At 66.1% G+C, this 24,198-nt stretch carries 22 protein-coding genes, 2 tRNA genes and 1 pseudogene; 10 read left to right on the forward strand and 15 right to left on the reverse strand.

The window, feature by feature from the left end; genetic code table 11:
* Positions 1 to 82 precede the first annotated feature (82 nt).
* The gene (locus NQV17_RS30705; protein ID WP_257775156.1) at positions 83 to 496 is read left to right on the forward strand and encodes a hypothetical protein; all 414 of its coding nucleotides are present in this window, start codon (positions 83 to 85) and stop codon (positions 494 to 496) included.
* Between the two features lie 283 nt (positions 497 to 779).
* Here NQV17_RS30705 and NQV17_RS30710 read toward each other — a convergent pair whose 3' ends face one another.
* The 10 genes and pseudogenes from NQV17_RS30710 to NQV17_RS30755 form a co-directional block, all read right to left on the reverse strand.
* Positions 780 to 3,104, reverse strand: coding sequence for a xanthine dehydrogenase family protein molybdopterin-binding subunit (locus tag NQV17_RS30710; protein WP_257775157.1), 2,325 nt, complete (start codon positions 3,102 to 3,104; stop codon positions 780 to 782).
* Positions 3,101 to 3,562 (reverse strand): (2Fe-2S)-binding protein, encoded by a 462-nt coding sequence (locus NQV17_RS30715; protein ID WP_257775158.1) that lies wholly within the window; start codon positions 3,560 to 3,562, stop codon positions 3,101 to 3,103. Before NQV17_RS30715 ends, NQV17_RS30710 begins: the two co-directional genes overlap by 4 nt.
* A gap of 369 nt (positions 3,563 to 3,931) precedes the next feature.
* On the reverse strand, positions 3,932 to 4,942 hold the full coding sequence (locus tag NQV17_RS30720; protein WP_257775159.1) for a zinc-binding dehydrogenase: 1,011 nt from the start codon (positions 4,940 to 4,942) through the stop codon (positions 3,932 to 3,934).
* A 299-nt stretch (positions 4,943 to 5,241) separates the two neighbouring features.
* Positions 5,242 to 5,427: pseudogene (locus NQV17_RS30725) on the reverse strand (hypothetical protein); the annotation flags it as partial.
* A gap of 15 nt (positions 5,428 to 5,442) precedes the next feature.
* The gene (locus NQV17_RS30730) at positions 5,443 to 6,108 is read right to left on the reverse strand and encodes an ABC transporter ATP-binding protein (protein ID WP_257775160.1); all 666 of its coding nucleotides are present in this window, start codon (positions 6,106 to 6,108) and stop codon (positions 5,443 to 5,445) included.
* 12 nt (positions 6,109 to 6,120) lie between these two features.
* A complete protein-coding gene (locus NQV17_RS30735; protein ID WP_257775161.1) occupies positions 6,121 to 7,350 on the reverse strand; it encodes a hypothetical protein in 1,230 nt (409 codons plus the stop codon).
* Positions 7,347 to 7,559, reverse strand: a complete 213-nt coding sequence (locus NQV17_RS30740) for an MbtH family NRPS accessory protein (RefSeq protein ID WP_257775162.1) — start codon at positions 7,557 to 7,559, stop codon at positions 7,347 to 7,349. Before NQV17_RS30740 ends, NQV17_RS30735 begins: the two co-directional genes overlap by 4 nt.
* Positions 7,560 to 7,675: 116 nt before the next feature.
* A complete protein-coding gene (locus NQV17_RS30745; protein ID WP_257775163.1) occupies positions 7,676 to 8,467 on the reverse strand; it encodes a serine protease in 792 nt (263 codons plus the stop codon).
* A gap of 264 nt (positions 8,468 to 8,731) precedes the next feature.
* Positions 8,732 to 8,808: transfer RNA gene (locus NQV17_RS30750), tRNA-Arg, on the reverse strand.
* Between the two features lie 190 nt (positions 8,809 to 8,998).
* Entirely contained in the window at positions 8,999 to 9,829 is an 831-nt protein-coding gene (locus NQV17_RS30755; RefSeq protein ID WP_257775164.1) for an undecaprenyl-diphosphate phosphatase, read from the reverse strand.
* A gap of 486 nt (positions 9,830 to 10,315) precedes the next feature.
* Between NQV17_RS30755 and NQV17_RS30760 the strand changes: the two genes are divergently transcribed.
* From NQV17_RS30760 to NQV17_RS30780, 5 genes are all read left to right on the forward strand, one after another.
* A complete protein-coding gene (locus tag NQV17_RS30760) occupies positions 10,316 to 11,227 on the forward strand; it encodes an aldose epimerase (protein WP_257775165.1) in 912 nt (303 codons plus the stop codon).
* A gap of 135 nt (positions 11,228 to 11,362) precedes the next feature.
* Entirely contained in the window at positions 11,363 to 12,055 is a 693-nt protein-coding gene (locus NQV17_RS30765) for a peptidoglycan DD-metalloendopeptidase family protein (protein WP_257775166.1), read from the forward strand.
* A 384-nt stretch (positions 12,056 to 12,439) separates the two neighbouring features.
* Positions 12,440 to 14,059, forward strand: a complete 1,620-nt coding sequence (locus tag NQV17_RS30770) for an acyl-CoA synthetase (RefSeq protein WP_257775167.1) — start codon at positions 12,440 to 12,442, stop codon at positions 14,057 to 14,059.
* Positions 14,060 to 14,142: 83 nt separating this feature from the next.
* A complete protein-coding gene (locus NQV17_RS30775) occupies positions 14,143 to 14,469 on the forward strand; it encodes a DUF2288 domain-containing protein (RefSeq protein WP_012363583.1) in 327 nt (108 codons plus the stop codon).
* 10 nt (positions 14,470 to 14,479) lie between these two features.
* Positions 14,480 to 15,850: an MATE family efflux transporter gene (locus NQV17_RS30780; protein ID WP_257775168.1), complete on the forward strand. Its 1,371-nt coding sequence runs from the start codon at positions 14,480 to 14,482 to the stop codon at positions 15,848 to 15,850.
* Between the two features lie 25 nt (positions 15,851 to 15,875).
* Here NQV17_RS30780 and NQV17_RS30785 read toward each other — a convergent pair whose 3' ends face one another.
* The gene (locus tag NQV17_RS30785; RefSeq protein WP_124487592.1) at positions 15,876 to 16,061 is read right to left on the reverse strand and encodes a hypothetical protein; all 186 of its coding nucleotides are present in this window, start codon (positions 16,059 to 16,061) and stop codon (positions 15,876 to 15,878) included.
* 135 nt (positions 16,062 to 16,196) lie between these two features.
* On the opposite strand from NQV17_RS30785, the gene NQV17_RS30790 reads away from it, so the two are divergent.
* On the forward strand, positions 16,197 to 16,367 hold the full coding sequence (locus NQV17_RS30790; protein WP_014897413.1) for a hypothetical protein: 171 nt from the start codon (positions 16,197 to 16,199) through the stop codon (positions 16,365 to 16,367).
* Between the two features lie 208 nt (positions 16,368 to 16,575).
* Here NQV17_RS30790 and NQV17_RS30795 read toward each other — a convergent pair whose 3' ends face one another.
* Positions 16,576 to 17,382, reverse strand: coding sequence for a GNAT family N-acetyltransferase (locus NQV17_RS30795; protein WP_257775169.1), 807 nt, complete (start codon positions 17,380 to 17,382; stop codon positions 16,576 to 16,578).
* A gap of 160 nt (positions 17,383 to 17,542) precedes the next feature.
* Entirely contained in the window at positions 17,543 to 18,004 is a 462-nt protein-coding gene (gene sixA, locus NQV17_RS30800) for a phosphohistidine phosphatase SixA (protein ID WP_257775170.1), read from the reverse strand.
* Positions 18,005 to 18,167: 163 nt separating this feature from the next.
* Between sixA and NQV17_RS30805 the strand changes: the two genes are divergently transcribed.
* Positions 18,168 to 18,244 (forward strand) — tRNA-Pro (locus NQV17_RS30805).
* Positions 18,245 to 18,398: 154 nt separating this feature from the next.
* Complete coding sequence (locus tag NQV17_RS30810; protein WP_257775171.1) at positions 18,399 to 18,848, forward strand: hypothetical protein; 450 nt, start codon at positions 18,399 to 18,401, stop codon at positions 18,846 to 18,848.
* 52 nt (positions 18,849 to 18,900) lie between these two features.
* On the opposite strand, the gene ppx is transcribed toward NQV17_RS30810, so the two are convergent.
* A complete protein-coding gene (gene ppx / locus NQV17_RS30815; protein WP_044844885.1) occupies positions 18,901 to 20,418 on the reverse strand; it encodes an exopolyphosphatase in 1,518 nt (505 codons plus the stop codon).
* 279 nt (positions 20,419 to 20,697) lie between these two features.
* On the opposite strand from ppx, the gene ppk1 reads away from it, so the two are divergent.
* Entirely contained in the window at positions 20,698 to 22,761 is a 2,064-nt protein-coding gene (gene ppk1, locus NQV17_RS30820) for a polyphosphate kinase 1 (RefSeq protein WP_124892416.1), read from the forward strand.
* Between the two features lie 115 nt (positions 22,762 to 22,876).
* On the opposite strand, the gene phoR is transcribed toward ppk1, so the two are convergent.
* Complete coding sequence (gene phoR / locus NQV17_RS30825) at positions 22,877 to 24,196, reverse strand: phosphate regulon sensor histidine kinase PhoR (RefSeq protein ID WP_257775172.1); 1,320 nt, start codon at positions 24,194 to 24,196, stop codon at positions 22,877 to 22,879.
* Between the last annotated feature and the right edge of the window lie 2 nt (positions 24,197 to 24,198).

The raw sequence follows: 24,198 nt of genomic DNA on the forward strand, positions 1-24,198 counted from the left end.
GAATGCTAGATAACCCATCTAGCGGGGCATCGAACCACGCCACAATCGCGACGCAGATCAATACGTTAAATATGTTAAATTTATGAACGAAACGACTCCATCGCTCGTTTATATTTCATCAACCATTTCAGCGAGATGGCGTGCAGCGCCCCATCGGATCAAATATCGAGATGAATTCTTTCGCAACACCCTCACGATCGATCAGCATTCGACAAACCGGCTGTTTGTCGATATGCAATTAATCCTCGCGCCGCCCGGCATCCGGTTCGACGGCTTCAATCTGCAGACGAGCAAACACCCCGTGCGCGGACCTCACGGCACCGTGCACGTCATGGAACAAACGAATGAAAACGAGAATGAATACCCGCCCGATAATCGACCCAAAACAGGTACAAATCGAATACCAGCCACCCAATCAACCATCAATAAAATGGCTGAACCGCGCCAGGCTCCGCTCAATGAATTTCTTACAAAAATGAATTCGACGGGCCAATGATCCGACACTTTCCGCCCCCTCTTTGTACGATACCGCACCATCGGGCAAACCCGATATCAGAGGGCTATTGATTCTATTTTCAGGTGGAATTCGGTGCGTAAATATGGAAATTGAATTCCAGCAGTTGATGCTGGAAAGCGATTGTCGTGGCGGCCGAACGGCCCGGTGAAATCCGTCGAATTGATATGCAGATGGAGTGCATGAACAGGCCGCACGCAACGTCGGGGCGCGAGAGCGGATATGCGCACCGGGCCTTGCAGACGGCCCGGCGCGCAGCACCGCATCACGCCGCTTTCGGCTTCGCGAGCTGGTCCGCGACGGGCAGGCTGCGGATGCGCATGCCCGTCGCCGCGAAGATCGCGTTGGTCAGCGCCGGTGCGACCGGCGGCAGCCCCGGCTCGCCCACGCCGCCGAGCGGCGTCGCATAGTCGTCCGGCGCGACCAGGTGCACGCGGATTTCACGCGGCGCCTCGTTCATCCGGAGCACCTGGAAGCCGTTGAAATTGCTCTGCTCCGGGCGCCCGTCCTTGAACGTGATCTCGCCGTGCAGCGCGATGCCGAGCCCCATCACCACCGCGCCTTCGAGCTGCGAGCGCACGCGCTCCGGGTTCACTTGCGGCCCGCAGTCGATCGCGATGTCGACACGCGGCACCGTAATCGCGCCATCCGCGCCGACCTGCACTTCGCACACGGCCGCCGTGTACGACACGAAGCTGCGATGCGCGGCGATGCCGAGCCCCCGCCCTTTCGGCAGCTTGCGCCCCCAGCCGGCTTCGCGCGCGACCGTCTCGATCACGCGCTGCAGCCGTCCCGTATCGACCGGATACAACGCCGGATCCTCGCCGTAGTTCACGTTCTTCACCGCAATGTGCGGCTCGAAACGTCGCGCCGGCCCGATCAGGTCGAGCAGGAAGTCCTTCGGGTCGCGGCCCGCCGCGTGTGCGAGTTCCGCCACGAAGCTCTGGATCCCGAACGCGTGCGGAATGTTGTACACCGAACGAAACCAGCCGATCCGCGTATGCGCGTCCGCGGCCGGGTTCTCGATCCGTATGTTTTGGACTGCGAATGGAAGATCCGCGATGCCTTGCGCGAGCTCGCCCGGCTGCTCGTGCACGACGCCGGCCCTGAAGGTCGACTGGATCGACGGCGCGACCGTGCGATGCTGCCATGCGACCACCTTCCCCGCCGCGTCGAGGCCGCCTTCGAACGCTTCCAGCGACACCGCGTGGAAATAGTCGTGCGCGATGTCGTCCTCGCGCGTGAAGGTCAGCTTGACCGGCGCGCCGACCGCCTTCGACAGCAGCGCGGCCTCCACTACGTAGTCGGGCTTCGACTTGCGGCCGAAGCCGCCGCCGAGCAGCGTCACGTTGACCGTCACCCGCTCGGCCGGCAGGGCCAGCGCCTTCGCGATTTCGTCGCGCGTGGTTTGCGGCGCCTGCGTGCAGGTCCATACTTCGCAGCGGCCGTCGGCCACGCGCGCGACCGCCGCCGGCGGCTCCATCGTCGCGTGCGCGAGATGCGGGACGTAGTACGTCGCGCGCACCCGCTTCGCGGCGCTCGCGAGCGCCGCGGCCGTATCGCCGTCGTTGCGGATCACGTCGCCCGGCTGCGCGGCCGCCGCTTCGAGCGTCTTGCGGTACGCGGCCGAGTCGTAGCCTGCGTGCGGTCCATGCTTCCAGTCGATCTTCAGCTGCGCGCGCGCCTGGATGGCCGTCCACGTGTCGCGCGCGATCACGGCCACGCCGCCGAGCGGCTGGAACCCGGACGGCAGCGGCGCCGACGCGAGCTGCACGACCTTGACGACACCCGGCAGCTTCTCCGCTGCCGACGCGTCGAACGACGCGACCGTATCGCCATAAGCCGGCGGACGTGCGACGACCGCGTGGAGCATCCCGTCGAGCCGCGTGTCGATCCCGTAGTGTGCGCGGCCGCCGACGATGTCGCGACCGTCGATCAACGCCGTCTGGCCCTTGCCGATATAGCGGAACTCGGCCGGCGCCTTCAACGGCACGCTTTTCGTATCGGGCACCGGCAGCGCGGCCGCCTTCGCGGCCAGTTCGCCGAAGCCGAGCTTGCGCCCGGTTTTCGTATCGACGACCTCGTGCACCGTCGCCTTCACCTGGCGCACGTCGACGCCCCACGTCGCCGCCGCGGCCTGCTCGAGCATCGTGCGCGCGGCCGCGCCCGCGCGGCGCAGCGCCGCGAAGCTCTGCCGCAGGCTGCGCGAGCCGTCGGTGTTCTGGTTGCCGTAGCGCGGCTCGTCGCCGACCGCCTGCGCGACCTTCACGCGCGCCCAGTCCGCGCCCAGTTCGTCGGCAACCACGAGCGCGACGCTCGTGCGCACACCCTGCCCCATCTCGGAGCGGATGCAGGTCACCGTGACCGTGCCGTCCGGCGCGATCGCGACGAACAGGTTCGGATCGTCGCGCAATCCGTGCGGCATGCCCGCGCCGCCGTACTGCGGATTCGGGCTGACCGGCGGCTGCACCGCCACAGCCGCACGCGCGAGCGACGGCATGCCGAATGCGAGCAGTAGCCCGCCGGAGGCGAAGCCGAGCAGCAAAGCGCGGCGGCTTTCGTTATGGACGGAGAGTTCCGGCGCGTTCATGCGGCACCTCCGCGGCGCACCGCCAGCCGGATCGCCGCGCGAATGCGCGTATAGGTGCCGCAGCGGCAGATGTTGCCGGACATCGCGTCGTCGATGTCGGTGTCGCTCGGATGGGGGTTCGTCTTCAGCAGCGACGCGGCCTGCATGATCTGGCCGGACTGGCAGTAGCCGCATTGCGCGACGTTCAGTTCCTGCCAGGCCTGCTGCAGCGGGTGGGTCAGGTCGGTCGACAACCCTTCGATCGTCGTCACGCGCTTGCCGGCAGCGACCGCGACCGGCGTGATGCACGCGCGAATCGCCGTGCCGTCGAGATGCACGGTGCACGCGCCGCACAACGCCATCCCGCAGCCGAACTTGGTGCCCGTGTGGCCGAGGACGTCGCGCAGATACCACAGCAACGGCATGTCGGGATTGCCGTCGAAATGCTGTTCGCTACCGTTGACGGTCAGCGTGATCATCGTTCACCTCCTGTGTCGGCGCCGCGTCGCGCGGGCGTCGGGTGGGGATTTGAACGGCGCTGGGCACATTCCGAACGACCAGGTGGGCCTGACGCCGTTTCGTTTCCGGATTGCGTCGGAGAACGACGCAATCGCGGCAATGCTGCCGTCTGGTTGCGTGTGCAACGGTTCGGCGGGATTCGGACGATTGCTCGTTCGCGGGGATCGCCGCTCGTATTATCAGACGAATTCCGGTTTGTCGTCGGATCGGGGGAATTCGGGTGGCCGGGGTTATCAACGCGCTTGAATCGCTTCGGCGCGGCGTGACGCGGTGATGCCGGTCTCGCCGACGGACGTGCAACCGGCATGCTTCCGTCCGTCGTGCGCTCTTTACCCGACGAGCACCACCGGTTTGCCGGAGAACCGGCGATGCCGCAGCCCTTCCAGTTGCTCGGGCAAATGCTCGAAATCGCCGGTGACACGCGCTTCGGGTTGAAGGGTGCCGTTCGCGATACCGGCCAGCAGCATGCTGCCCGCGGTGGTCGTCTCGAGCCACGCCGCCGCATCGCCGTACGTATGCAGTGCATTCAGCGCGACTTCATGAAGCGATACGCTCGTCGTGAACGGCGGCAGCGGCTGTGCGTCAAACCGGCCCTGGATGCACACGACATGCCCATTGGCGGACACCGCCGGGGCCCAGCGGGCCGCGCTTTGCGCATCGACGCTGTCGAACACTGCGTAGAAACGCCGGGCCAGTTCGTGCCCGGCGTCGATGGTCTCGCCGATCGGGCCGGCGACGAAACGGGTCGCCCCTCGCGCACGCAGACGCGCCCAATGACGCTCGTTGCACGATACCGTGACCTCGAACCCGCGGTCGGCGGCGATCTGCACCAGATAGTTGCCCACCGCGCCCCCTGCTCCGCTGACGAGAATTTCGCGGGCGGTGCGGCACGGCACTTTCTCGAGCGCCTGCCACGCGGTCAGCGCGGGACACGGCACGCTCGCGGCCGTTTCGAAATCGAGCGCGTCGGGCACCGTCAGCAGCACGGACGCGGCGATCGGCGTGTATTCCGCGAAACTGCCGTGTCCGTCGAGGCCCTGGTGGTACGCAACGCGGCGGCCGAGCAGATGGCGTGCGTGCTCGTCCGCGACGGCGACGATCGTGCCGGCGCCGTCGACGCCCGGCACATGCCCGTCGGACCAGTTCACCAGCGCGCCGCCGAGCACTTTCCAGTCGACCGGGTTCAGGCCGATCGCGTGGTTGCGTACCAGCACCTGGCCGGGCTTGAGCGCCGGCATCGCGATCTGTTCGAGACGCAGTTGTTCGGGATGCTCGCAGCCATGCCAGGTCCATGCGCGATAGCGGGTCGGCAATGAGTCGTGGTGGAGGGGTTGGGTCATGGGTGGGGGTTTGGGTTCGAGTGCGCGGCGATGCCTGCGGCATGGCGGTCATGCCGGATGCGCCGTGAGGACGACCGGCCAGGACGCGGTATGTCCGCGGCATCGATCATGCAGGGATCGGTGTGGCGTTCGCGGATGCGGAACGTGTATGGCCGTCAGTATCCGTGGCCGACGCCGTGTCGCGGAAGGGCTATTCCGCGAAAACACTTTTGAATCCGGGGGGACATTCGCATTTTCTGCAGAATGTGCGACGCACCGGGGGCGCACGTGTATCCCGTGACGCGACAGGAGAAACGGCAGATCTTCGCGACCACCGTGCTCGTGGTCTGCTTCAGCAGGTACTCGCGCTGCGGCGACAGCGGCGTCTCGCCGAACCAGCACGGGGCCGCCGATTCGATCCTGCCGATGTAGCCGCGAAAGTCGTCGGCCGAGCAGCCATCCTGGCGTGCGGCCCACTGCGCCGGGAAGCGCGGCGCGTCATGCGCGTCGCGCCGGGCCAGTCATCGCTGCTCCACATGCATTGCAACGTCCGACGGTCTCGACAGGACGATACCGTGTGCCGTCAGTTCGAGGATGCGCGCGCGGGTCGCGGCGACCAGTTCCGCGTCGTGGGTCGACATCAGCACGACCGACGTCGGCGCCGCGGACGCAATCATCCGGCACAGCTGCGCATGTGCGGCGGCATCGAGTGCATTGCTCGGTTCGTCGAGCAGGATCAAGGCCGGCGGCCCCATAAATGCACCGACCAGAAATACCTTGCGTCGCGTTCCCTGCGACAGTGCGCCAAGCGGTTCGTCGGCGTATCGCGTCAACCCCAGGCGGTCGGCCGCCACCAGGCCCTGCTCGAGATTCGTCCCCCGCGCATCGGCAATCAGCCGCCATACCGACGAAGGTGTCACGAAATCGTAGAACTCCTCGCTGTCCGGCATGTAGCCGATGCAGGCCTTGGCCTTGTCCGCTGCACGGTCGATCGCGTGACCGCTCACTTCGACGACGCCCTCGTCGGGCCGGACCACGCCTGCCAGCAATTTCAGCAACGTCGATTTGCCGCTGCCGTTTTTGCCCCTCAGCGTGTAAACGCCTGCCTGCAGTTCCAATTCGACGTCGCTGAAGATCGTCCGTCCGGCGTATCGCTTGCCCAGCCCCGCCACTCTCAAGATGCTCATGTCGTTTTCCATCTATTTCAGCATGCCGTAGCAAGCGATCGCACATCCCGCCGTCAGAAACATGTCGACGATGCGAGACGCCCGCGCGCCCCACCAGCGACACGCCGCCAATGCGACGGCGAGGCCGGCGTAGCACGCAAAGACGATGGCGTAGCGACGGCCTTCGTCGGTTGCAATTGCGAACGCCACGCAAATCGCCAGCACATAGGCACTCGACAGCCCCACGATGCTCATCGCTGCCGCCCGATTGAAGCGGGCAATCGCGCGTGGCAAGCTGCCCAGCCAGCTGGTCAGCCGGGCTGATTCGTCGCGCATCCACCCATGCAGGATCGCGATCTGGTACAGCGCAAACGGCAGCACCACGTTCACGATGCCCCAATGTCGCGACAGATAGTCGGGCATCGAGACGATCCATCCGCAGATCATCGCCAGCACGGCCAGCATCAAGCCGCCCAGCCGCAGCGAATGACCGTAGACGTTCACCATCACCGCACGAACGAGTTCGAACGGACTCCCGCCGCGGAGCAACGTCGCTCCGTGCTGTTCGCGCTCGACGAACGCGTCAAGCCGTGCGCGCCACAGTGCGACAACGCTGCACGCCAGGGCAAGTGCCGCGCAGGCGGTCCCTGCGACGCCGAAGCGAAGGACGATCCATAACAATGCGTTGGCCGCGAACACCGCCGCCAACGCCATTCGTGAACGCGCAAGCAGCGCGAGCGGCGCGCCCGTCGAGGCGAGCGCAAGCGTCGCGACGACCAGCGCGAAGGTTGCGCCGGCCACCGTGTCACGCGCACCCAGCACGTGTCGCGCAATCGCGGCGGCGAGCATGATCCAGAACGGCCACAGAGCAGCGCCCGTCACGATGAAATCGGCCGCGCGATGCGCGCGGATGCCGCCGGGCAAACTGGCGCTCCAGCGGCGCGCGGCGCCACCGAACACCGTATCGCCCTGCACCGCCACAGACGCGGCGGCCAGCATCGACAAGGTCGCCAGCACCGATGCCACGCCGAGTCCGGTTGCGTGTTCGGCCAGCAACACTTTCATCGGCATGCCGAGCAGGTCGAGTTGCGCATTCAACGGCAGTCCGAACACGAAGATGCCGACGATGATCGCCAGCGTCTTCGCATGACGCGCGACAGCCTGTGCCACCGCACGCGAATAGGCCTTCATGCGCCAAACTATCAGCGTCCTCGATTCCCGTTTGTTCGCGGCCTGCAGGCCGGCCTGCCCGGCGGCGCTCACGCCGCTCCCTCGCCTGCCATCGCCTGGTGCACGCTCAGTGGACGCATGTCGGTCCAGGCGCTTCGAATGTGGTCGAGACATGGTTCCCGCGTGCCGCCGAATTCGGCCTTTTTCCAGCCGGACGGAATTTCCCTGGAAGTTGGCCAGATCAAATACTGTCCCTCGCGATTCGTCACGGCCTGATGGCGCTCGCTTTCGATTTCATTCATGCTGCGTTTCTCTTTGTTCTCTCAGAAAACTGTTCTCGTTTTTGAACAAAGATTATTTCACGCCTGAATGGCAACTGTACGGCCCGGGTGTGCGAGCCAACAATCCCAAGTGGGAATCAGAACGACGCAAGCAGATCGTTCACAGCTTGCGCCTTCCAGATCATGCCGATGTCAGAGTCGTCGCGAATGCGACCGCTATAGATGCCAATGAAGTTCGAGACCGGTCCAGAAAAAGCCGCGGTATTGCCGTTCCGGAGAGACACCATGCCCGCATTACGATATGCAACAACGGGAGACCCCGACTGACCAGGACGTCCTCGGCAATCCACCAAGATCAAAGGCAAATCGTTGTAGTCGACATCCGGTTCCGACGCGATTGTCCCGCTTACCCAAATCGCCATGTTCCGACCGGCAGACTCGCCGAACGGGAATCCAATGATCGAGACTGAGTCAGTCGGCCCCAACCGGATCTGTCTGTCAATCGGATCGTGGGTCTGACAGACCAAATTCCTGTCCGGCTCATACCCTAGCTCTAGGGGCAATGCCACGAGGTCCGCACGGGCACCCAGTACGGGATGTTCGATCCAGCGCGGATTTTCTTCCGCAATGAGAGCGACGGTAATGGCATCCCAATCCAACCGGAACCCAGCCGGCGTACCCTCGCCGTAATGGACCGGAACCTGGACAATTCGCGGCATCCGGACCACGATCTCGTTTGGTACGCCGCCTGTCCTCGATAGAGGTGCGTTGTTATCTTGTCGTCGCCCCGTGACGTTATGTCGATTCGTTATCAAACAGAGAACGCCGCGAGCGCTCTCGCACAAGAAACCTGTGCCTGTCGACAGCACTTGCCCATCAAAGCTCATCGTTAGATGAAGCGATTGCAGTGAATGACTCGAAATATTCACGCCTTCTCCGAATAACGTTGGTCGATGCAAACAGCGGTCTGAACCGGCGAGGCCAAGAGCATGCGCGATTGATTGGCTCCAGACAACTAGGAACGCATCGGTGTCGAGGAAGGGAGGGAGTCTCTCTGCCGATTCGTGGAAAGCGCACCACTGCCAACAACGAGGTCCACCAGCGTCATCCGGAAAACACACCTTCCGGACGGTGGATTGACGAAATTCGGTTACAGCCCGGGAACAAAAATCGGTCTAACCTATTGATTTGACTGGCCCGCCCTACACGATTCGAACGTGTGACCTACGGCTTAGAAGGCCGTTGCTCTATCCAACTGAGCTAAGGGCGGTCGAGGGGAAAAGACACGGCGACAAAACAAAACCCGGACCGCATTTCACGCGAAGGCTTCGAGCACCACCACCACAACCCAAAACTCGAAACCCCGAAACGAAACGGGCCCGGCATGAAGCCGAGCCCGAAATTATACCCGATCATCGCGTCACATCACGCGCGACGCGCGACCGGCGGCACCGCAACCCTCAAACCGGCTGCGGATGCAGCATGAACCAGCCGAGACAGAACACCCCGGCAATCACACAATACACGCCGAACGAAGCCAGCCGCCCGCGCCCTTCGAAATAACGCATCAGGAAGCGTACGCTCAGATAAGCCGCGATCGCCGTCAGCACGCCGCCGAGCAGCGCATCCGCGAGCTGGTCGCGCGCATGGAACAGCTTCGGCAGTTCGAGCACGCCCGCGGCAAAAATGATCGGCGTGCCGAGCAGGAACGAAAACTCCGCGGCCTTTTCCGCCGTCAGCCCGGCCACGTTACCGGCGATCATCGTCAGCCCACTACGCGAGAAACCCGGAATCAGCGCGCCGATCTGCGCCAGGCTTACGAAGAACGCCTGCTTGAACGTCATCTTCTCGGGCGGTTGATGCGCACGGCTGCGCTGGATCCGGTCGCCGATCCACAGCAGCACGCCGTTGATGATCAGCGCGATCGCGACGATCCGCAGGTCGTGGAACACGCGCTCGATGCGCTTCTCGAGCAGCAGGCCGACGATCCCGGTCGGGATCGTGCCGATGATCAGCGCCCACATCAGGTGCCCGTCGTCGTTCTTGCGGCCGCCGAGCTGCGCGAAGAAGCCGCTGATCAGCGCGATCCAGCGCGCGCGGAAATACCAGAGCAGCGCGAGCGCGGTGCCGAGGTGCAGCGCGACGAGGAACGGCAGCAACTGCGGCGCATGCTTGTCGATGTGCATGCCGAACAGCGCGGGCACGAGCAGCGTGTGGCCGAGACTGCTGACGGGGAAGAGTTCGGTAACGCCCTGCAGGACGCTCAGGAATACCAGAAACCAGAGACTCACGCGTCGGTCCTTTTGGTGGTGATCAGTCGGGAAGAAGAGCGGACGACGCATCGCGCGTCCGAAAAAACGCGCCCCGATTATGCCCAGCCAAGATTACCGCGCCAAGGCATTTGGCAGCTTATTGCGGCAATGCACACAAACGCTTGCAATTTGTAAGCGCGCAGAAAGCAAAAAGCCCGCCATTTGCATGGCGGGCCTTGCGATTCCGGCAGAAATTGCCGTCAGCGGCCGAGCTGATAGAAAAACAATACCGTGCTGCCGGTGAACATGCCGAACAGTGCGATTCCCATTGCCATTGCCAGATCCATGGCCCCCTCCACGAAGTGTCATGACCCGGCAACATCACCGGTTTAGATGCATTATCCAGACCGTCGGCAGGTTGAAAAACTCGCGATTTCCCCGAGAAGGGTTTTCCCCGACCGCGTCGCAGCCCGATAATGGAGCGCGCCATCGCGCACCCGCCCACCCGTCCATACCCGATTCGCCATGCCGATCTTCCAGCAGCACGACATTCATGAACTCCACGCCGGCCCGTCGCTCGTTCGGGTCGCCCCGCAATTCGGCGGCCGCCTGCTGTCGTGGCACGTCGACGGCGAGCCGGTCATCTTCTGGCCGGACGCGGCCGACTGGAGCAACCTCGCGCGCGTGCGCGGCGGCAATCCGCTGCTGTTTCCGTTCCTCGGCCGCCATCGCGTCGACGGCGAACTGGGCCGCTGGCGTGACGCCGCCGGCGTGGTCCGCGAGCTGCCGATGCACGGCTTCGCGCGCGACCTGCCGTTCGCGGCACGCCCGTCGGCCGACGGCGCCGCGCTGTCGATGACGCTCGATTCGAACGACGCGCTGCGCGACAGCTATCCGTTCGATTTCCGGTTCGAGACGACCTACCGGCTCGCCGATGCGCACACGCTCGACGTCGCGCTCACCACGACCAACCGCGGCGACACGCCGCTGCCCTACTACGCGGGCCATCATTTCTATTTCGCGCTGCCGCACGGCGAACGTGCAGAAACCACGCTCGAGCTGCCGCCGACGCGCCGCTGCATGCAGCGCGCCGACGGCTCGATCAGCCCGCTCGAGCCCGGCGCAGCGTCGTACAGCCTCGGCGACGCGGACATCCTCGACCGCTTCCACTGTCTCGACGGCGCGCCGTCCACGCCGGTACGCATCGTCATGCCGGGCCGCCGCCGCACGATCGAGATCGCGCTCGACGTACCGGGCTCGATCCCGTGGTACGCGGTCACGACCTGGACGGAAAAACCGGAATCGGACTTCTACTGCGTCGAGCCTTGGCTCGGCCTGCCGGACGCGATCCACAACGGCCTCGGGCTGCGCATGCTCGCGCCGGGCGCGACGGAAACGGCCACGCTGCGGATTCGCGTGCTGCCGCTCGCCGGCTGACATCGGCCGCACCGAACCGGTGCGCGCCGGTCGCGCGCCCGCGGCCCGAAACTGCGGTGCACGGGTCGAACCCGTTAAAATCGGACGTTTTGTATCGCCTGCCGCGTCGCGCGCGGCAGGGTTTTGCGAGGTTCAATGATCGGAACAACAACGAAGCGGCTCTTCGCGGCCGCCTGCGCCGCGCTGCTCGTCGCGTGCGGCTCCGCTCCCGTCGGCCCGGGTTACTACCGCGTCGAGCGCGGCGACACGCTCTACAAGATCGCGCGCGAGAATCGCACGTCGACGGCCAACATCGTGCGCTGGAACCAGATCACGAACCCCGACGCGATCGAAGTCGGCCAGGTGCTGCGGGTCGCGCCGCCGCCCGGCACGACGACCGCGTCGACCACCGGCACCGGCAGCGCGGGCCGCAGCCGCCCCGCGCCTTCCGCGCCGGTCGAATCGGCGGTCAAGCCGGCCAGCAGCATCGCGCTGATCTGGCCGGCCGCCGGCAACGTGGTGCGCAGCTTCGACGGCTCGAAATCCAAGGGCATCGATATCGCGAACGCTGCGGGCACGCCGGTGCTGGCCGCCGCGCCGGGCACCGTCGTCTATGCGGGCAACGGATTGCGCGGCTACGGCAACCTGATCATCCTCAAGCACAACGCCGATTACCTGACGGCCTACGCGCACAACCGTGCGCTGCTCGTGAAGGAAGGCCAGCCGGTCACGCAGGGGCAGACGATCGCGGAGATGGGCAACAGCGACAGCGACCGCACCGCGCTGCACTTCGAGCTGCGCTACGGTGGCCGCTCGATCGATCCGGCACGCTACCTGCCGGCGCGCTGAGCGCGCCAGCGTCGACGGCAGGCGGCAGACGACACGCGAGGCCGGCAGGCATCGCATGTCGTCGCGTGGGAGATCGGTAAGATTGTGTCAGCGCTTGCGCAGACGGCCGGTGAACCGGCCGGACAGCGGATCGACACGGCTGGCGAACGCCACCAGCGCCCCGATTCCGAAGAGGCTGAACCCCGCAGCTATCAGAAGCAAATCCATGGTCATATCACTGTTTTATCGTGATCTTATGCGTCATGACGGAATCGTGCACTGAGCCGCACCGGTTGCACGAGTCCGCACATTCCCTATCTATCAGACGCCATTGTGGTTTCGGTCGCGTGAAATGCCGATGTAATCCATCGACCGATGCCGACGATCGACGCCAAGGAGACTCGCATGCTGCCCGCCGCCGACCGCTACGACGACCTGCTCTCCCGCTTCCGGTGGGACGTTCCGGCCCGTTACAACATCGGCGTGGACGTCTGCGACAAGTGGGCCGACGGCAGCGGACGGGTCGCGCTGACCCACGAAACGGCGCAAGGCGACGTGTTGCGCCTCACGTTCGACGACCTGAAGAATGCTTCTAACCGTTTCGCGAACAGCCTCGCGCGGGCAGGTTTGCAACGCGGCGACCGGATCGCGATCTTCCTCGCACAGGGTCCGGAAACAGCGATCGCGCATCTCGCCGCGTACAAGCTCGGCGCGATCGCGGTGCCGCTGTTCACGCTGTTCGGCGCCGACGCACTCGAATACCGGCTCGCGAACAGCGAAGCCGCCGCGCTCGTCACCGATGCAGCCGGTTACGCGAAGATCGCGCCGCTGCGCGCGCAACTGCCGATGCTGCGCACGTGCTACTGCATCGGCGACGATGCACCCGACGCGCCTGGCGTGCTGCGCTTCGACGCCGCGCTCGCCGCCGAATCGCCGGATTTCGTGCCGGCGGACACCGCCGCCGACGATCCGGCGGTGATCATCTACACGTCCGGCACGACCGGCAAGCCGAAAGGCGCGCTCCATGCGCACCGCGTGCTGCTGGGCCATCTGCCGGGCGTCGAGATGTCGCAGCAATGCTTCCCGCGCGACGCACGCCTGTTCTGGACGCCTGCCGACTGGGCCTGGATCGGCGGGCTGCTCGACGTGCTGCTGCCGTCATGGCATCACGGCGTGCCCGTGCTCGCGCGCCGCTTCGAGAAGTTCGACGGCGAAGCCGCGTTCGCGCTGATGGCGCGGCACGGCGTGACCCACGCGTTCCTGCCGCCCACCGCGCTGAAGCTGATGCGTGCGGTGCCGGCGCCGCGCGAGCGCCACGCGCTGGCGCTGAAATCGGTCGCGAGCGGCGGCGAATCGCTCGGCACCGAGCTGACGGCCTGGGGGCACGATGCGCTCGGCGTGACGATCAACGAGTTCTACGGACAGACCGAATGCAACATGGTGCTGTCGTCGTGCGCGGCGCTGTTCGATGCGCAGCCCGGTGCGATCGGCAAGGCCGTGCCCGGCCACGCGGTCGCGATCGTCGACGAGCACGGCACGCCGCTGCCGCCCGGCGTCGAGGGGCGCATCGCGGTGCGCCGCCCCGACCCGGTGATGTTTATCGAATACTGGCGCAATCCTGCCGCCACGCGCGACAAGTTCGCGGGCGACTACCTGCTCACCGGCGACACCGGCACGATCGACGCCGACGGCTTCGTGCGCTTCGTCGGCCGCGACGACGACGTGATCACGAGCGCCGGCTACCGGATCGGCCCGGGGCCGATCGAGGACTGCCTGCTCACGCATCCGGCGGTACGGATGGCGGCCGTCGTCGGCGTGCCCGACCCGACGCGCACCGAGATCGTCAAGGCGTTCGTCGTGCTGAACCCTGGCCACGTCGGCGACGACGCGCTCGTGCAGGCGCTGCAGGCACACGTGCGCACGCGCCTGGCCGCGCACGAGTACCCGCGCGCGATCGCGTTCGTCGACGGCCTGCCGATGACGGCGACCGGCAAGATCGTGCGGCGCGCGTTGCGCGACGCTTGAAACGATCGTGGCCGTACCGGGCGGCCGGCCGCGCGCCCGGATGGTTTATAGTGGCGCCACGCAGTCTTTCCAGCACACAACCGATGTCCTCCCACCAACACGAATCCGCCGCGGGCGCGTCGCACAGCCCGCTTTACGCCAAACTCCTCGGCGAAACCGCCAAGATCGACTGGTGCGATCTCGAGCGCTTCTTCGCACAGGGCAAGCTGCTGTCGGTCGCGCGCGATCTCGATCTCGTGAGCGTCGCGGAAGCGATCGCCGGCGACGACGCGCAACAGGTCACGCGCTGGCTGTCGTCCGGCCTCGTCGCACGCATGCCGGCGGAAACCGCCGCCGACTTCGCGGCGCGCAATCCGGAGCTGTGGGCGGTCGTCGTGTCGCCGTGGGTCTGCGTGCAGGAACGCGCCTGACGCGTTCGCCATGTCCGAATCCGCATTACCGCACGGGGCCGGCGCCGGGTCGGCCACCGTCTCGCACCGGCGCGTCCTCGCGCTCGCCTTCCCGATCGTCCTCGCGAACCTGACCCAGCCGATCCTCGGCGCGGTCGACACGGCCGTCGCCGGCCACCTCGACGGCGCGCAGTATCTCGGCGGCGTCGCACTCGGCGGGCTGTTCTTCAATTTCGTGTTCTGGGGCTTCGGCTTCCTGCGCATGGGCACGACCGGCCTCGTCGCGCAGGCGCACGGCGCCGGCGACGCCGCCGGCATCCGGCTGAACGTGCTGCGCGCGCTGATCGTCGCGTTCGCGCTCGGCACCGCTGTGCTCGCGCTGCAGGTGCCGCTGCTGTCGTTCGCGCTGAGCGCGCTGGGCGGCAGCGAGGCCGTGCGCGCAACGGCGCTGGCCTATGGCCACGCACGGATCTGGAGCGCGCCGTTCGCGCTCGCCAACTACGTCGTGCTCGGCTACCTGCTCGGCGTGCAACGCGTGCGGCTTGCGCTCGTCGCGCAGGTCTTCATCAACGCGGTGAATATCGGGGCCGTGCTGCTCTACGTGTACGGCTTCGGCTGGGGCATCGCCGGAATCGGTGCGGCGACCGCGACCGCCGACGCATGCGGCTTCGCGCTCGGCGCCTGGATGCTGTGGCGGCTGCGGCCGCGCGGCCTCGCGCCACTGGCCGCGCGGGCGCTCGCGGACCGTACGGCACTCAAGCGGCTGATCGCGCTCAATCGCGACATCTTCCTGCGCACGCTGTGCCTGCTCGGCGCGTTCGGCTGGTTCGCGCATCTCGGCGCCAGACAGGGCGACGCGACGCTCGCGGCCAACGCACTGCTACTGAATTTCCAGACCTTCATGGCCTACGGACTCGACGGTTTCGCGCATGCGGCCGAGGCGCTCGTCGGCGCCGCCGCCGGCGCGCGCGACCGCGCCGCCTTCCGGCAGGCCGTGCGCGTCACGCTGCTGTGGTCCGCGCTCGGCGCGCTGCTGTTCGCGCTCGTCTACTGGGTCGCGGGCGGCTGGATCGTCGCGCGGCTGACCGACCAGGCCGAGATCCGCGCGGTCGCGCTGCGCTACCTGCCCTGGGCGGCGGTCTCGCCGATCGTGTCCGTGTGGGGATTCCTGCTCGACGGCGTGTTCATCGGCGCGACGCAGACGCAATCGCTGATGCGTGCGATGGTCGCGTCGTTCGCGATCTTCATCGCCGCGACGCTGGCGGCCGTCGGCCCGTTCGGCAATCACGGGCTGTGGTTCGCGCTGCTGCTGTTCATGGTCGCGCGCGGCGCGACGCTCGCGCGCTACCTGCCGGCGCTGACGCGGCGGATCGGCGCCGATGCAGCCGCGGCCGGCACCTGACGGCCGCGAAGGCCTGCCGCTATCGTCACTGCACGGCTGCGGGTGCCGACGGCGCCGGCTCGCCGAGCATCGACGGCGGCGTCATGTCGGTCGGCACACCGTGGTAATCGGCCGGATCTTGCGGCGGGTGGCCGCGACGGGCCTGGCGGGGATCGCTGGCACAGCCGGCAAGAATGGACGCGGCCAGCACGGCCAGCATGAAACGGGTCATCGGGAAGGCTCCGTAAGACGGCGCGCCCATCGCGCGCCAGGACCGCGCCGAGTCTAGCGGAATTCCGGGTTAGGGATCGTCCCGCGCGTGTCCTAATATGAATCCATGGCGCTGTGCCGTTGAAAGGAGGCAGCCATGTCGTCTGAAGAGATTGCCGGCCTGATCGGCCTGTTCATCGGCCTGATGGTGCTCGTCGCCCTGTCCTATTTCGAGTCGCGCGAATACAAGCGCAACCATGGCGGCGAAGGGATGATCCATCACTGGATGGCCGAACACCATCTGCTCGACTGGCGGCGCAAGCACTAGGCAAGCCCGCCGTGTCGTCCGGGCCGCCGTGCGCGGGGCCCGCTCCGAACGTGCGCCCACCCGCACGGTGGTCGGCGCATATCGCTCGAATTAACAGGGTCGGATAAGACAACATCCTCGGAATGGTCGAACGCCGTCGCGCGACAACCTGCCGCGCGACGGCGTGCGCTTGCGCGCGCCTGGAGCAGCGCGCCGCGATCGGGATGGCTCAGCCCAGGAAGTGCCGGGCGTAGCGGGCGTTGATGTCCGACAGCCGGAACAGCGTCAGGAAATCCGCGCAGTTGAAATCGGGATCCCACGCCGGCGCGCCGCAAATCTTCGCGCCGAGACGCAGATAGCCCTTGATCAGCGGCGGCGGCGCGACGACGGTGCCCGTCTGCAGTTCGTCGACCGGCAGCGCCGTGTGCGGGAACGCGCGGTATTCCGGCGCCGTCAGCGAATTCGCCGGCAGCGACTGATACAGGTTCGCCGCATAATGGCCGCCGTCGGCCATCGACACGCTCGCGCAGCCGAGCATCGTCTCGTAGCCGTTTTGCATCATGTATGCGCCGAGACCGCCCCACAGCGCCATGATGACGGCGCCGCTGCGGTAGTCGCTGTGCACGCACGAGCGGCCGACCTCGACCATCTTGCCGCGCAGGTGCGTGAGGCGCGACAGGTCGAATTCGCCCTCGGCATACAGGCGGCCGACCCGCGCGGCCTCGTGCGGCGGCAGCACGCGGTACGTACCGACCACCTTCAGCGTGTCGAGATCGCGCACCAGCAGGTGGTCGCAGTAGGCGTCGAACGGATCGACGTCGAGACCGGACGGACCGCTGACCTGCGCGCCCATCTCTTCGGCGAACACGGTGTAGCGCAGGCGTTGGGCCTCGCGCAGTTCGTCTTCCGTGCGCGCCCACGCGGCACGCAGACGGTACTCGGATGTGACGGTTTCAGCAGCGCGCGGCAGGTGACGCCGCGTCGTGTCGAGGGGAAGCGAGGCAAAAGGGAGCGTAGGCGTCGGCAGTTCTCGCATTAGGCTTTCCTGGTCGTAAGGAATAGGACGACATGCCAGCCAATGTAGTAACCGGTCGTTACCGTTCTGTGGCACGACCGTGTCCTTTCAATGACGTGTCGCCGAATTGACTTTAGCAGAAAGCTTCCGAAACCGTATGATCAAAGTCCGCAAACCCCCTTCAGGCCAGCTCCGGCGTCAATACCGCGCGCAGCACGGCCTGACGGTTGCCGTCGCGCGTGCGGCTCGCGAGCCACACGATGCCACCCTTCTTGATGCTCCAGCTGTCGTCGCTGCCGGCGATCAATTGCGCCGCAACGCTGCCGAGCGTCGGCTGGTGGCCGACGATCACGACCGTCGGCGCGATGCCGTCGGGCCAGCCGGCGGCGGCCAGCACGTCGTCGACGCTGCCATCCGGCGCGAGCGCATCAACGGTCCGGTACTGGTCGGTCAGCGCCTCGACCGTCTGCACGGTGCGCGCCGCCGGGCTCGCGAGGATCACGCTGTTCGACTCGAGCCGGCCGCGCAGCCATTTGGCCATGGCCTGCGCTTCCTTGCGCCCGCGGGCCGTCAACTGGCGTGCGAGGTCGTTTGCCGCGTAGTCTTCTGCTTCGGCGTGGCGCCACAGGATCAGGTTCATCATGATGTCTCTCTCCATGCTTCGACGAATGGTTCGGCCGACCACCCGCGGGCCGGACGATCACACTTCGAATTGTCGCCAATCGCGAGCGGTTCGTGATGATGTGCGCCGTATGCAAAACGTGATTGACCCGGCCACCCATTAGACGATAGAATCTTTGGCTCGTCGGAGCGTAGCGCAGCCTGGTAGCGCATCTGATTTGGGATCAGAGGGTCGAAGGTTCGAATCCTTTCGCTCCGACCACGATACACGATAAGGGTTGCAAGCCATCGCGCTTGCAGCCCTTTTTCGTTTGCTCCGCCGTGCGCCTTCTCAACCGCTGCCGCCCCATGCAGAGCCCGCGCACGAATCTTGCGGGAACACGCGATAATGTCCGCGACCCAACCCGCAACCGCGCATGAAAAACCACGTTTTCAAGACCGCCCTGCTCGGCGCGCTGCTCGCAATCGGCACGTTCGGCACCCTCGGCGCGTCCGGCGCCGCGTCGGCCAAGTCGCTCGACGACGCGCTCGACTGCCATTCGAACGGCCACAAGTTCGTCGCACCGCTGCTCGCGGCGGGCGACATCCAGTCGGAGCCGATGCACGTCGAAGCGAATTCGGTGAACGCGTTCCGCACGAACCATCCGCTGACCGCCTACGGCTTCGGCGTCTACGTCGTGCTCGGCTACCAGGCGAACGATCCGATCTTCCAGCCGGGCGACGGCACGCCGATCGGCAAATGGGCGTACGGCGTCGTGGTACGCGGCACGAAGAGTGCAGTCGAACAGGCCGTTCGCAATGCCGGCAGCGACGCAACCGTCAAGCAGGCGTTCCCGTTCCTGACCGCGATCGTGTGCTCCGACTGAGCACACCGCGAGGCAAGCGGCGCGAGCGCGCCGCGCCCTCGGTAGCGTCTCGTTACGCGCCCGTATAAACCACGCGATACGGAATCCCGACCTTCTCCCACTCGGCCGCTTCCTGGCTGAGGCTGTAGTCGGTCAACGGGTTCTGCTCGACCCAGGCGCTCGGCAGGCGCACTTCATACCCGCCCTTCTTCATCTGCGACACGGAAATGTCCGGCAGCCCGGCATCGGTCCGGCGCCGGCACAGCAGCGCGGCGAGCCGCAGGCAAAACAGCAGCGGCCATTCGACGTCGCGCGCCTGCGACAGTTTGCCGAGCTTGCCCGCATGCCCGAGCACGAGCGCGGCAAGGCGCGCCTGGTCAGTGCGCGAGAAGCCCGGCATGTCGGCGTTGCTGGCGATATACGCGGAATGCTTGTGATACGAGCTGTGCGAAATCGACAGGCCGATCTCGTGCAGCGCGGCGGCCCAGCCGAGGAACATCCGGCCTTCCTCGCGCGCTTCTTCGTCGTCGGACGCCTCGAGCTCGTCGTAGAACCGCACCGCCAGCGCGGCGATCCGCTCGGCCTGCGCGCGATCGACGCCGTAGCGGCGCGTGAAACCCTCGACGGTCACCGCACGCATGTCCTCGTGCTGGGCCCGGCCGAGCAGGTCGTACAGCACGCCGAGACGCAGCGCGCCGTCGGTGGTGTCGACGTAGTCGACACCCAGTTCCTCGAATACCGCGAGCATGATCGCGAGGCCGCCGGCAAGCACCGGCACGCGATCGGGCTTCAGCGCGATCAGCTTCAGCCGGTTCACGTTCTCGGCCTTGATCAGCGCGCGCTTCAGGCGTTCGAGCCCGCCGCGCGAAATGCCGTGCGTGATGCCGGCGTCGTTGAAGCCGTTCGCCTCGACGAGTTCCGCGAGCGCGCGCGCGGTGCCCGACGAACCGATCGCCTGGTCCCATCCGGCCTTCTTGTACTCGCTGGAAATGATCTGGATCTCGCGCTTGGCCGCGAGTTCGGCCTGCCGCATCGTGTATTCGTCGACGTTGCCGGCCGGGAAGAACGCCCGGCTATGGCTCACACAGCCGATGTAGAGGCTCTCCATCACGAGCGGCGTGTAGTGCGAGCCGATGATGAATTCGGTCGAGCCGCCGCCGATGTCGACGACGAGCCGCTTGCCCGCGCTCGCCGGCACCGAATGCGCGGCACCTGCATAGATCAGGCGCGCCTCTTCGCGGCCCGCGATCACTTCGATCGGAAAACCGAGCGCCGCTTCGGCTTCGCCGAGGAATTCGCCCGCGTTCTTCGCGACGCGTAGCGTGTTGGTCGCCACCGCGCGCACATGATCGGGATGGAAATCGCGCAGGCGCTCGCCGAACCGCTTGAGCGCCTCCCAGCCACGTTCCTGCGACGCACGATCGAGCATCTTGTCGCTCGACAGCCCCGCGGCCAGTCGAACCGGCTCGCGCAGCGCATCGACGGGATAGATCTGGCTGCCCGCCGGCGTTTCCTCGACGCGCCCGACGATCAGCCGGAAGCTGTTCGAGCCGAGATCCACGGCAGCCAGCAAGTGGGGGGATGTAACCATCAGAAGGGGGCTCCGTGCGCGTTCGCCCGCGGCAGCCGCTCCGGCCTCGCTGGACGATCAATCAAAGGCGATATTTTAAGCGTGGAACGCTTGCCATTGCCACGCTTCACGGGCATGTACTCGGGTAGAAAGTATATGGCCGAAACATTTATGAGACGAATCGGTTCAAGCGTAGAATTTCCCGATATAAATACATTATTGTCATCAGCACGTCATCGTACCGTGAGAGTTTCCGAGCGTCCTTTCGAATCATCGCCCGAATCACCCCCTACTCTGCCGATGTCCGTCCGCTATCCGCTTCTCAATCGTGAACTCGGCATCCTCGGCTTCAACGAGCGCGTGCTGGCCCAGGCAGCCGACCCGCACATTCCGTTGCTCGAGCGACTGCGCTTCATCTGCATCACCAGCAGCAACCTCGACGAGTTCTTCGAGGTCCGGATGGCCGGCCTCCAGGAACAGATCCGCGACAACCCGGGCGCCCTGACGCCCGACGGCATGTCGCTGCAGCACGCCTACGATCTCGTCGTCGAGCGCGCGCAGCGGCTCGTGCACCGCCAGTACACGATGCTGCACGAAACCGTGCTCCCCGCGCTCGAACAGGAAGGCATCTACTTCCACGCGAGCGACTCGTGGAACGACGAGCAGCTCGAATGGGCGCGCCGCTACTTCCTCGACGAACTGCTGCCGGTGCTGACGCCGATCGGCCTCGATCCCGCGCATCCGTTCCCGCGCGTGCTGAACAAGAGCCTGAACTTCGTCGTCGAGCTCGAAGGCCGCGACGCGTTCGGCCGCCAGGCGGTGATGGGCATCGTGCAGGCGCCGCGCGCGCTGCCGCGCGTCGTGCGCATGCCGCAGGCGCTGTCGGGCTTCGAGCACGGCTTCGTGCTGCTCAGCTCGTTCATGCAGCGCTTCGTCGGCGAACTGTTCCCGCAACTGGTCGTGAAGAGCTGCAACCAGTTCCGCATCACGCGCAACAGCGAGCTGTTCGTCGACGAGGACGAAATCACCAACCTGCGCGTCGCGCTGCAGGGCGAACTGCCCGCGCGCCACCTCGGCAATGCGGTACGGCTCGAAGTGTCGGCCGATACGCCCGCGCATATCGTGCGACGCCTGCTCGAGGAAAGCCTGCTCGGCGAGAAGGACTGCTACCGCGTGTCCGGCTCCGTGAACCTCGTGCGGCTGATGCAGATCCCCGATCTCGTCGATCGACCCGACCTGAAGTTCGCGCCGTTCACCGCATCGATCCCGCCCGCGATCGCGAACGCGCCGACGATGTTCGACGCGATCGACGACGGCGACATCCTGCTGCACCACCCGTACGAAAGCTTCCAGCCGGTGCTCGAACTGCTGCAGCAGGCCGCGAAGGACCCGAGCGTCGTCGCGATCAAGCAGACGATCTACCGCACCGGCACCGATTCGCCGCTGATGGACGCACTGATGGAAGCCGCGCGCAACGGCAAGGAAGTGACCGTCGTCGTCGAGCTGCTCGCGCGCTTCGACGAGGAAACCAACATCAACTGGGCGTCGCAGCTCGAAGCCGTCGGCGCGCACGTCGTGTACGGCGTGGTCGGCCACAAATGCCACGCGAAGATGATGCTGATCGTGCGGCGCGTCGTGCAGAACGGCAACGCGTCGCTGCGCCGCTACGTGCACCTCGGCACCGGCAACTATCATCCGCGCACCGCCCGCCTCTACACCGACTTCGGGCTGATGACGGCCGACCAGAAGATCTGTGAGGACGTCCACCACGTGTTCCAGCAGCTGACCGGGATCGGCGGCGAACTCACGCTGCACGAGCTGTGGCAGTCGCCGTTCACGCTGCATCCGCGCATCATCGAATCGATCCGCGCGGAGATCGACAATGCACGCGCCGGCAAGCGCGCGCGCGTGGTCGCGAAGATGAACGCGCTGCTGGAGCCGTCGGTGATCGCCGCGCTGTACGAAGCGTCGCAGGCCGGCGTGAAGGTCGACCTGATCGTGCGCGGCGTGTGCGCGCTGAAGCCCGGCGTGCCGGGGCTGTCGGACAACATCACCGTGCGCTCGATCGTCGGGCGCTTCCTCGAACACCACCGCATCTACTATTTCCACGCGGGCGGCGCCGAGGACGTGTATCTGTCGAGCGCCGACTGGATGGACCGCAACCTGTTCCGCCGCGTCGAAGTCGCGTTCCCGATCCGCGAGCGCAAGCTGAAGCGCCGCGTGATCGCCGAAGGGCTGTCGGTCTGCCTCGGCGACAACCAGTCGGCCTGGCAGATGCTCAGCGACGGCCACTACCGCCGGCGGCGCGCGGGCAAGACGATCCGCAACGCACAGCTCGGGCTGCTCGCGAAGTTCTGTTCGTAGGCACACGGCGCACGGTTTCGCGTGCCGCGCACCAAACGAAAAAGCACAGCCCGAGGGCTGTGCTTTTTTCATTCCGCCGGGGTGCCGACGTGAGGCGCCGCTTCGCGTGACGCGCTCACGCCTCGAACGCCGCCGGCCGGATCGCGATGATCCGCGAGCCCGGGAAGCGCGCGGTGAACGTGCTGCCGCGCCCTTCCTCGCTCTGCACGTACAAGTGCGAGTCGTGCCGCTGCAGCACGTGCTTGACGATCGCGAGACCGAGCCCCGTGCCGCCCGTATCGCGCGAGCGGCTGCGGTCGACGCGGTAGAAGCGTTCGGTCAGCCGCGGCAGGTCGGCGGCCGGAATGCCGAAGCCGCTGTCGGTGACGGAGAACACGCCCTGCGCGCCCTCGCGCCGCCACGACACGAAAATCTTGCCGCCGTCCGGCGTATAGCGAATCGCGTTGGTCACGAGATTCGCGAACGCGCTGAACACTTCGGTCTGCGCGCCTGTGACGCCGAGCGTCTCGTCGATCGCGAACGCGATCTCGTGATGCCCGTTCGACAGCGTCTGCGCATCCTCCTTCAGATGATCGAACACGGCACGCATGTCGATCGCGTGATCCATCGGCGGCTTGCTTTCGCCCTCGAGCTTCGCGAGCACCAGCAGGTCGGTGACGATGTGCCGCATCCGCGACGCCTGCTGCTCCATCATCTCGAGATAGCGCGCGCGATCTTCCTCGTTCAGCGGCAGTTCGCGCATCGTCTCGAGGAAGCCCGACAGCACGGTGAGCGGCGTCTTCAGTTCGTGCGACACGTTCGCGACGAAGTCGCGCCGCATCGCGTCGGTCCGCTCGAGCTCCGTGATGTCCTGCGTGAGCAGCAGCTTGCGGTTCTCGCCGTACGGGAACACCTGCACTTCCAGCACGTTCTGCCGCGAGTCGCCCATCCCGCGCATCACGAGCGTCTCGTCGTAATGCTGCGCGTTCAGGTAACGGACGAACTCCGGATGACGAACCAGGTTCGTGATGTGCTGGCGCAGGTCGCGCTTCGCATCGAGGCCGAAGTGCACCTCGGCGATCGCGTTGCACCACTCGATCTGGTCATGGTCGTCGAGCATCGCGACGCCGTTCGGCGACGCCTGGATCGCCTGGATGAAGCGCGAATGCTGCTGCTCGACCTGGCGCACCTGCGCATGCCACTGCTTCGCGAGCTTGTGCAGCCGGTAGTAGATTTCGCCCCAGATGCCCGGTGCGCTCGGCACCTCGCCATAGACGGGCGCATCGAGCAGACGCCACAGGCGTTGCGTATGGAAGGTGCTGAAGAAGCCCTGCGCGACCAGCATCACGGCCGCGAACCCGAGGGCCGCGGTCGGGCCGGCGAATACGCCGACCAATACGCTGATCAGCACGAGCAGCACGAGCGACACCAGAAAGCGCGCCCAGATGATGTTCATGA

This window comes from Burkholderia sp. SCN-KJ (assembly GCF_024656005.1).
In the GTDB taxonomy this organism is placed as follows: Bacteria; Pseudomonadota; Gammaproteobacteria; order Burkholderiales; family Burkholderiaceae; genus Burkholderia.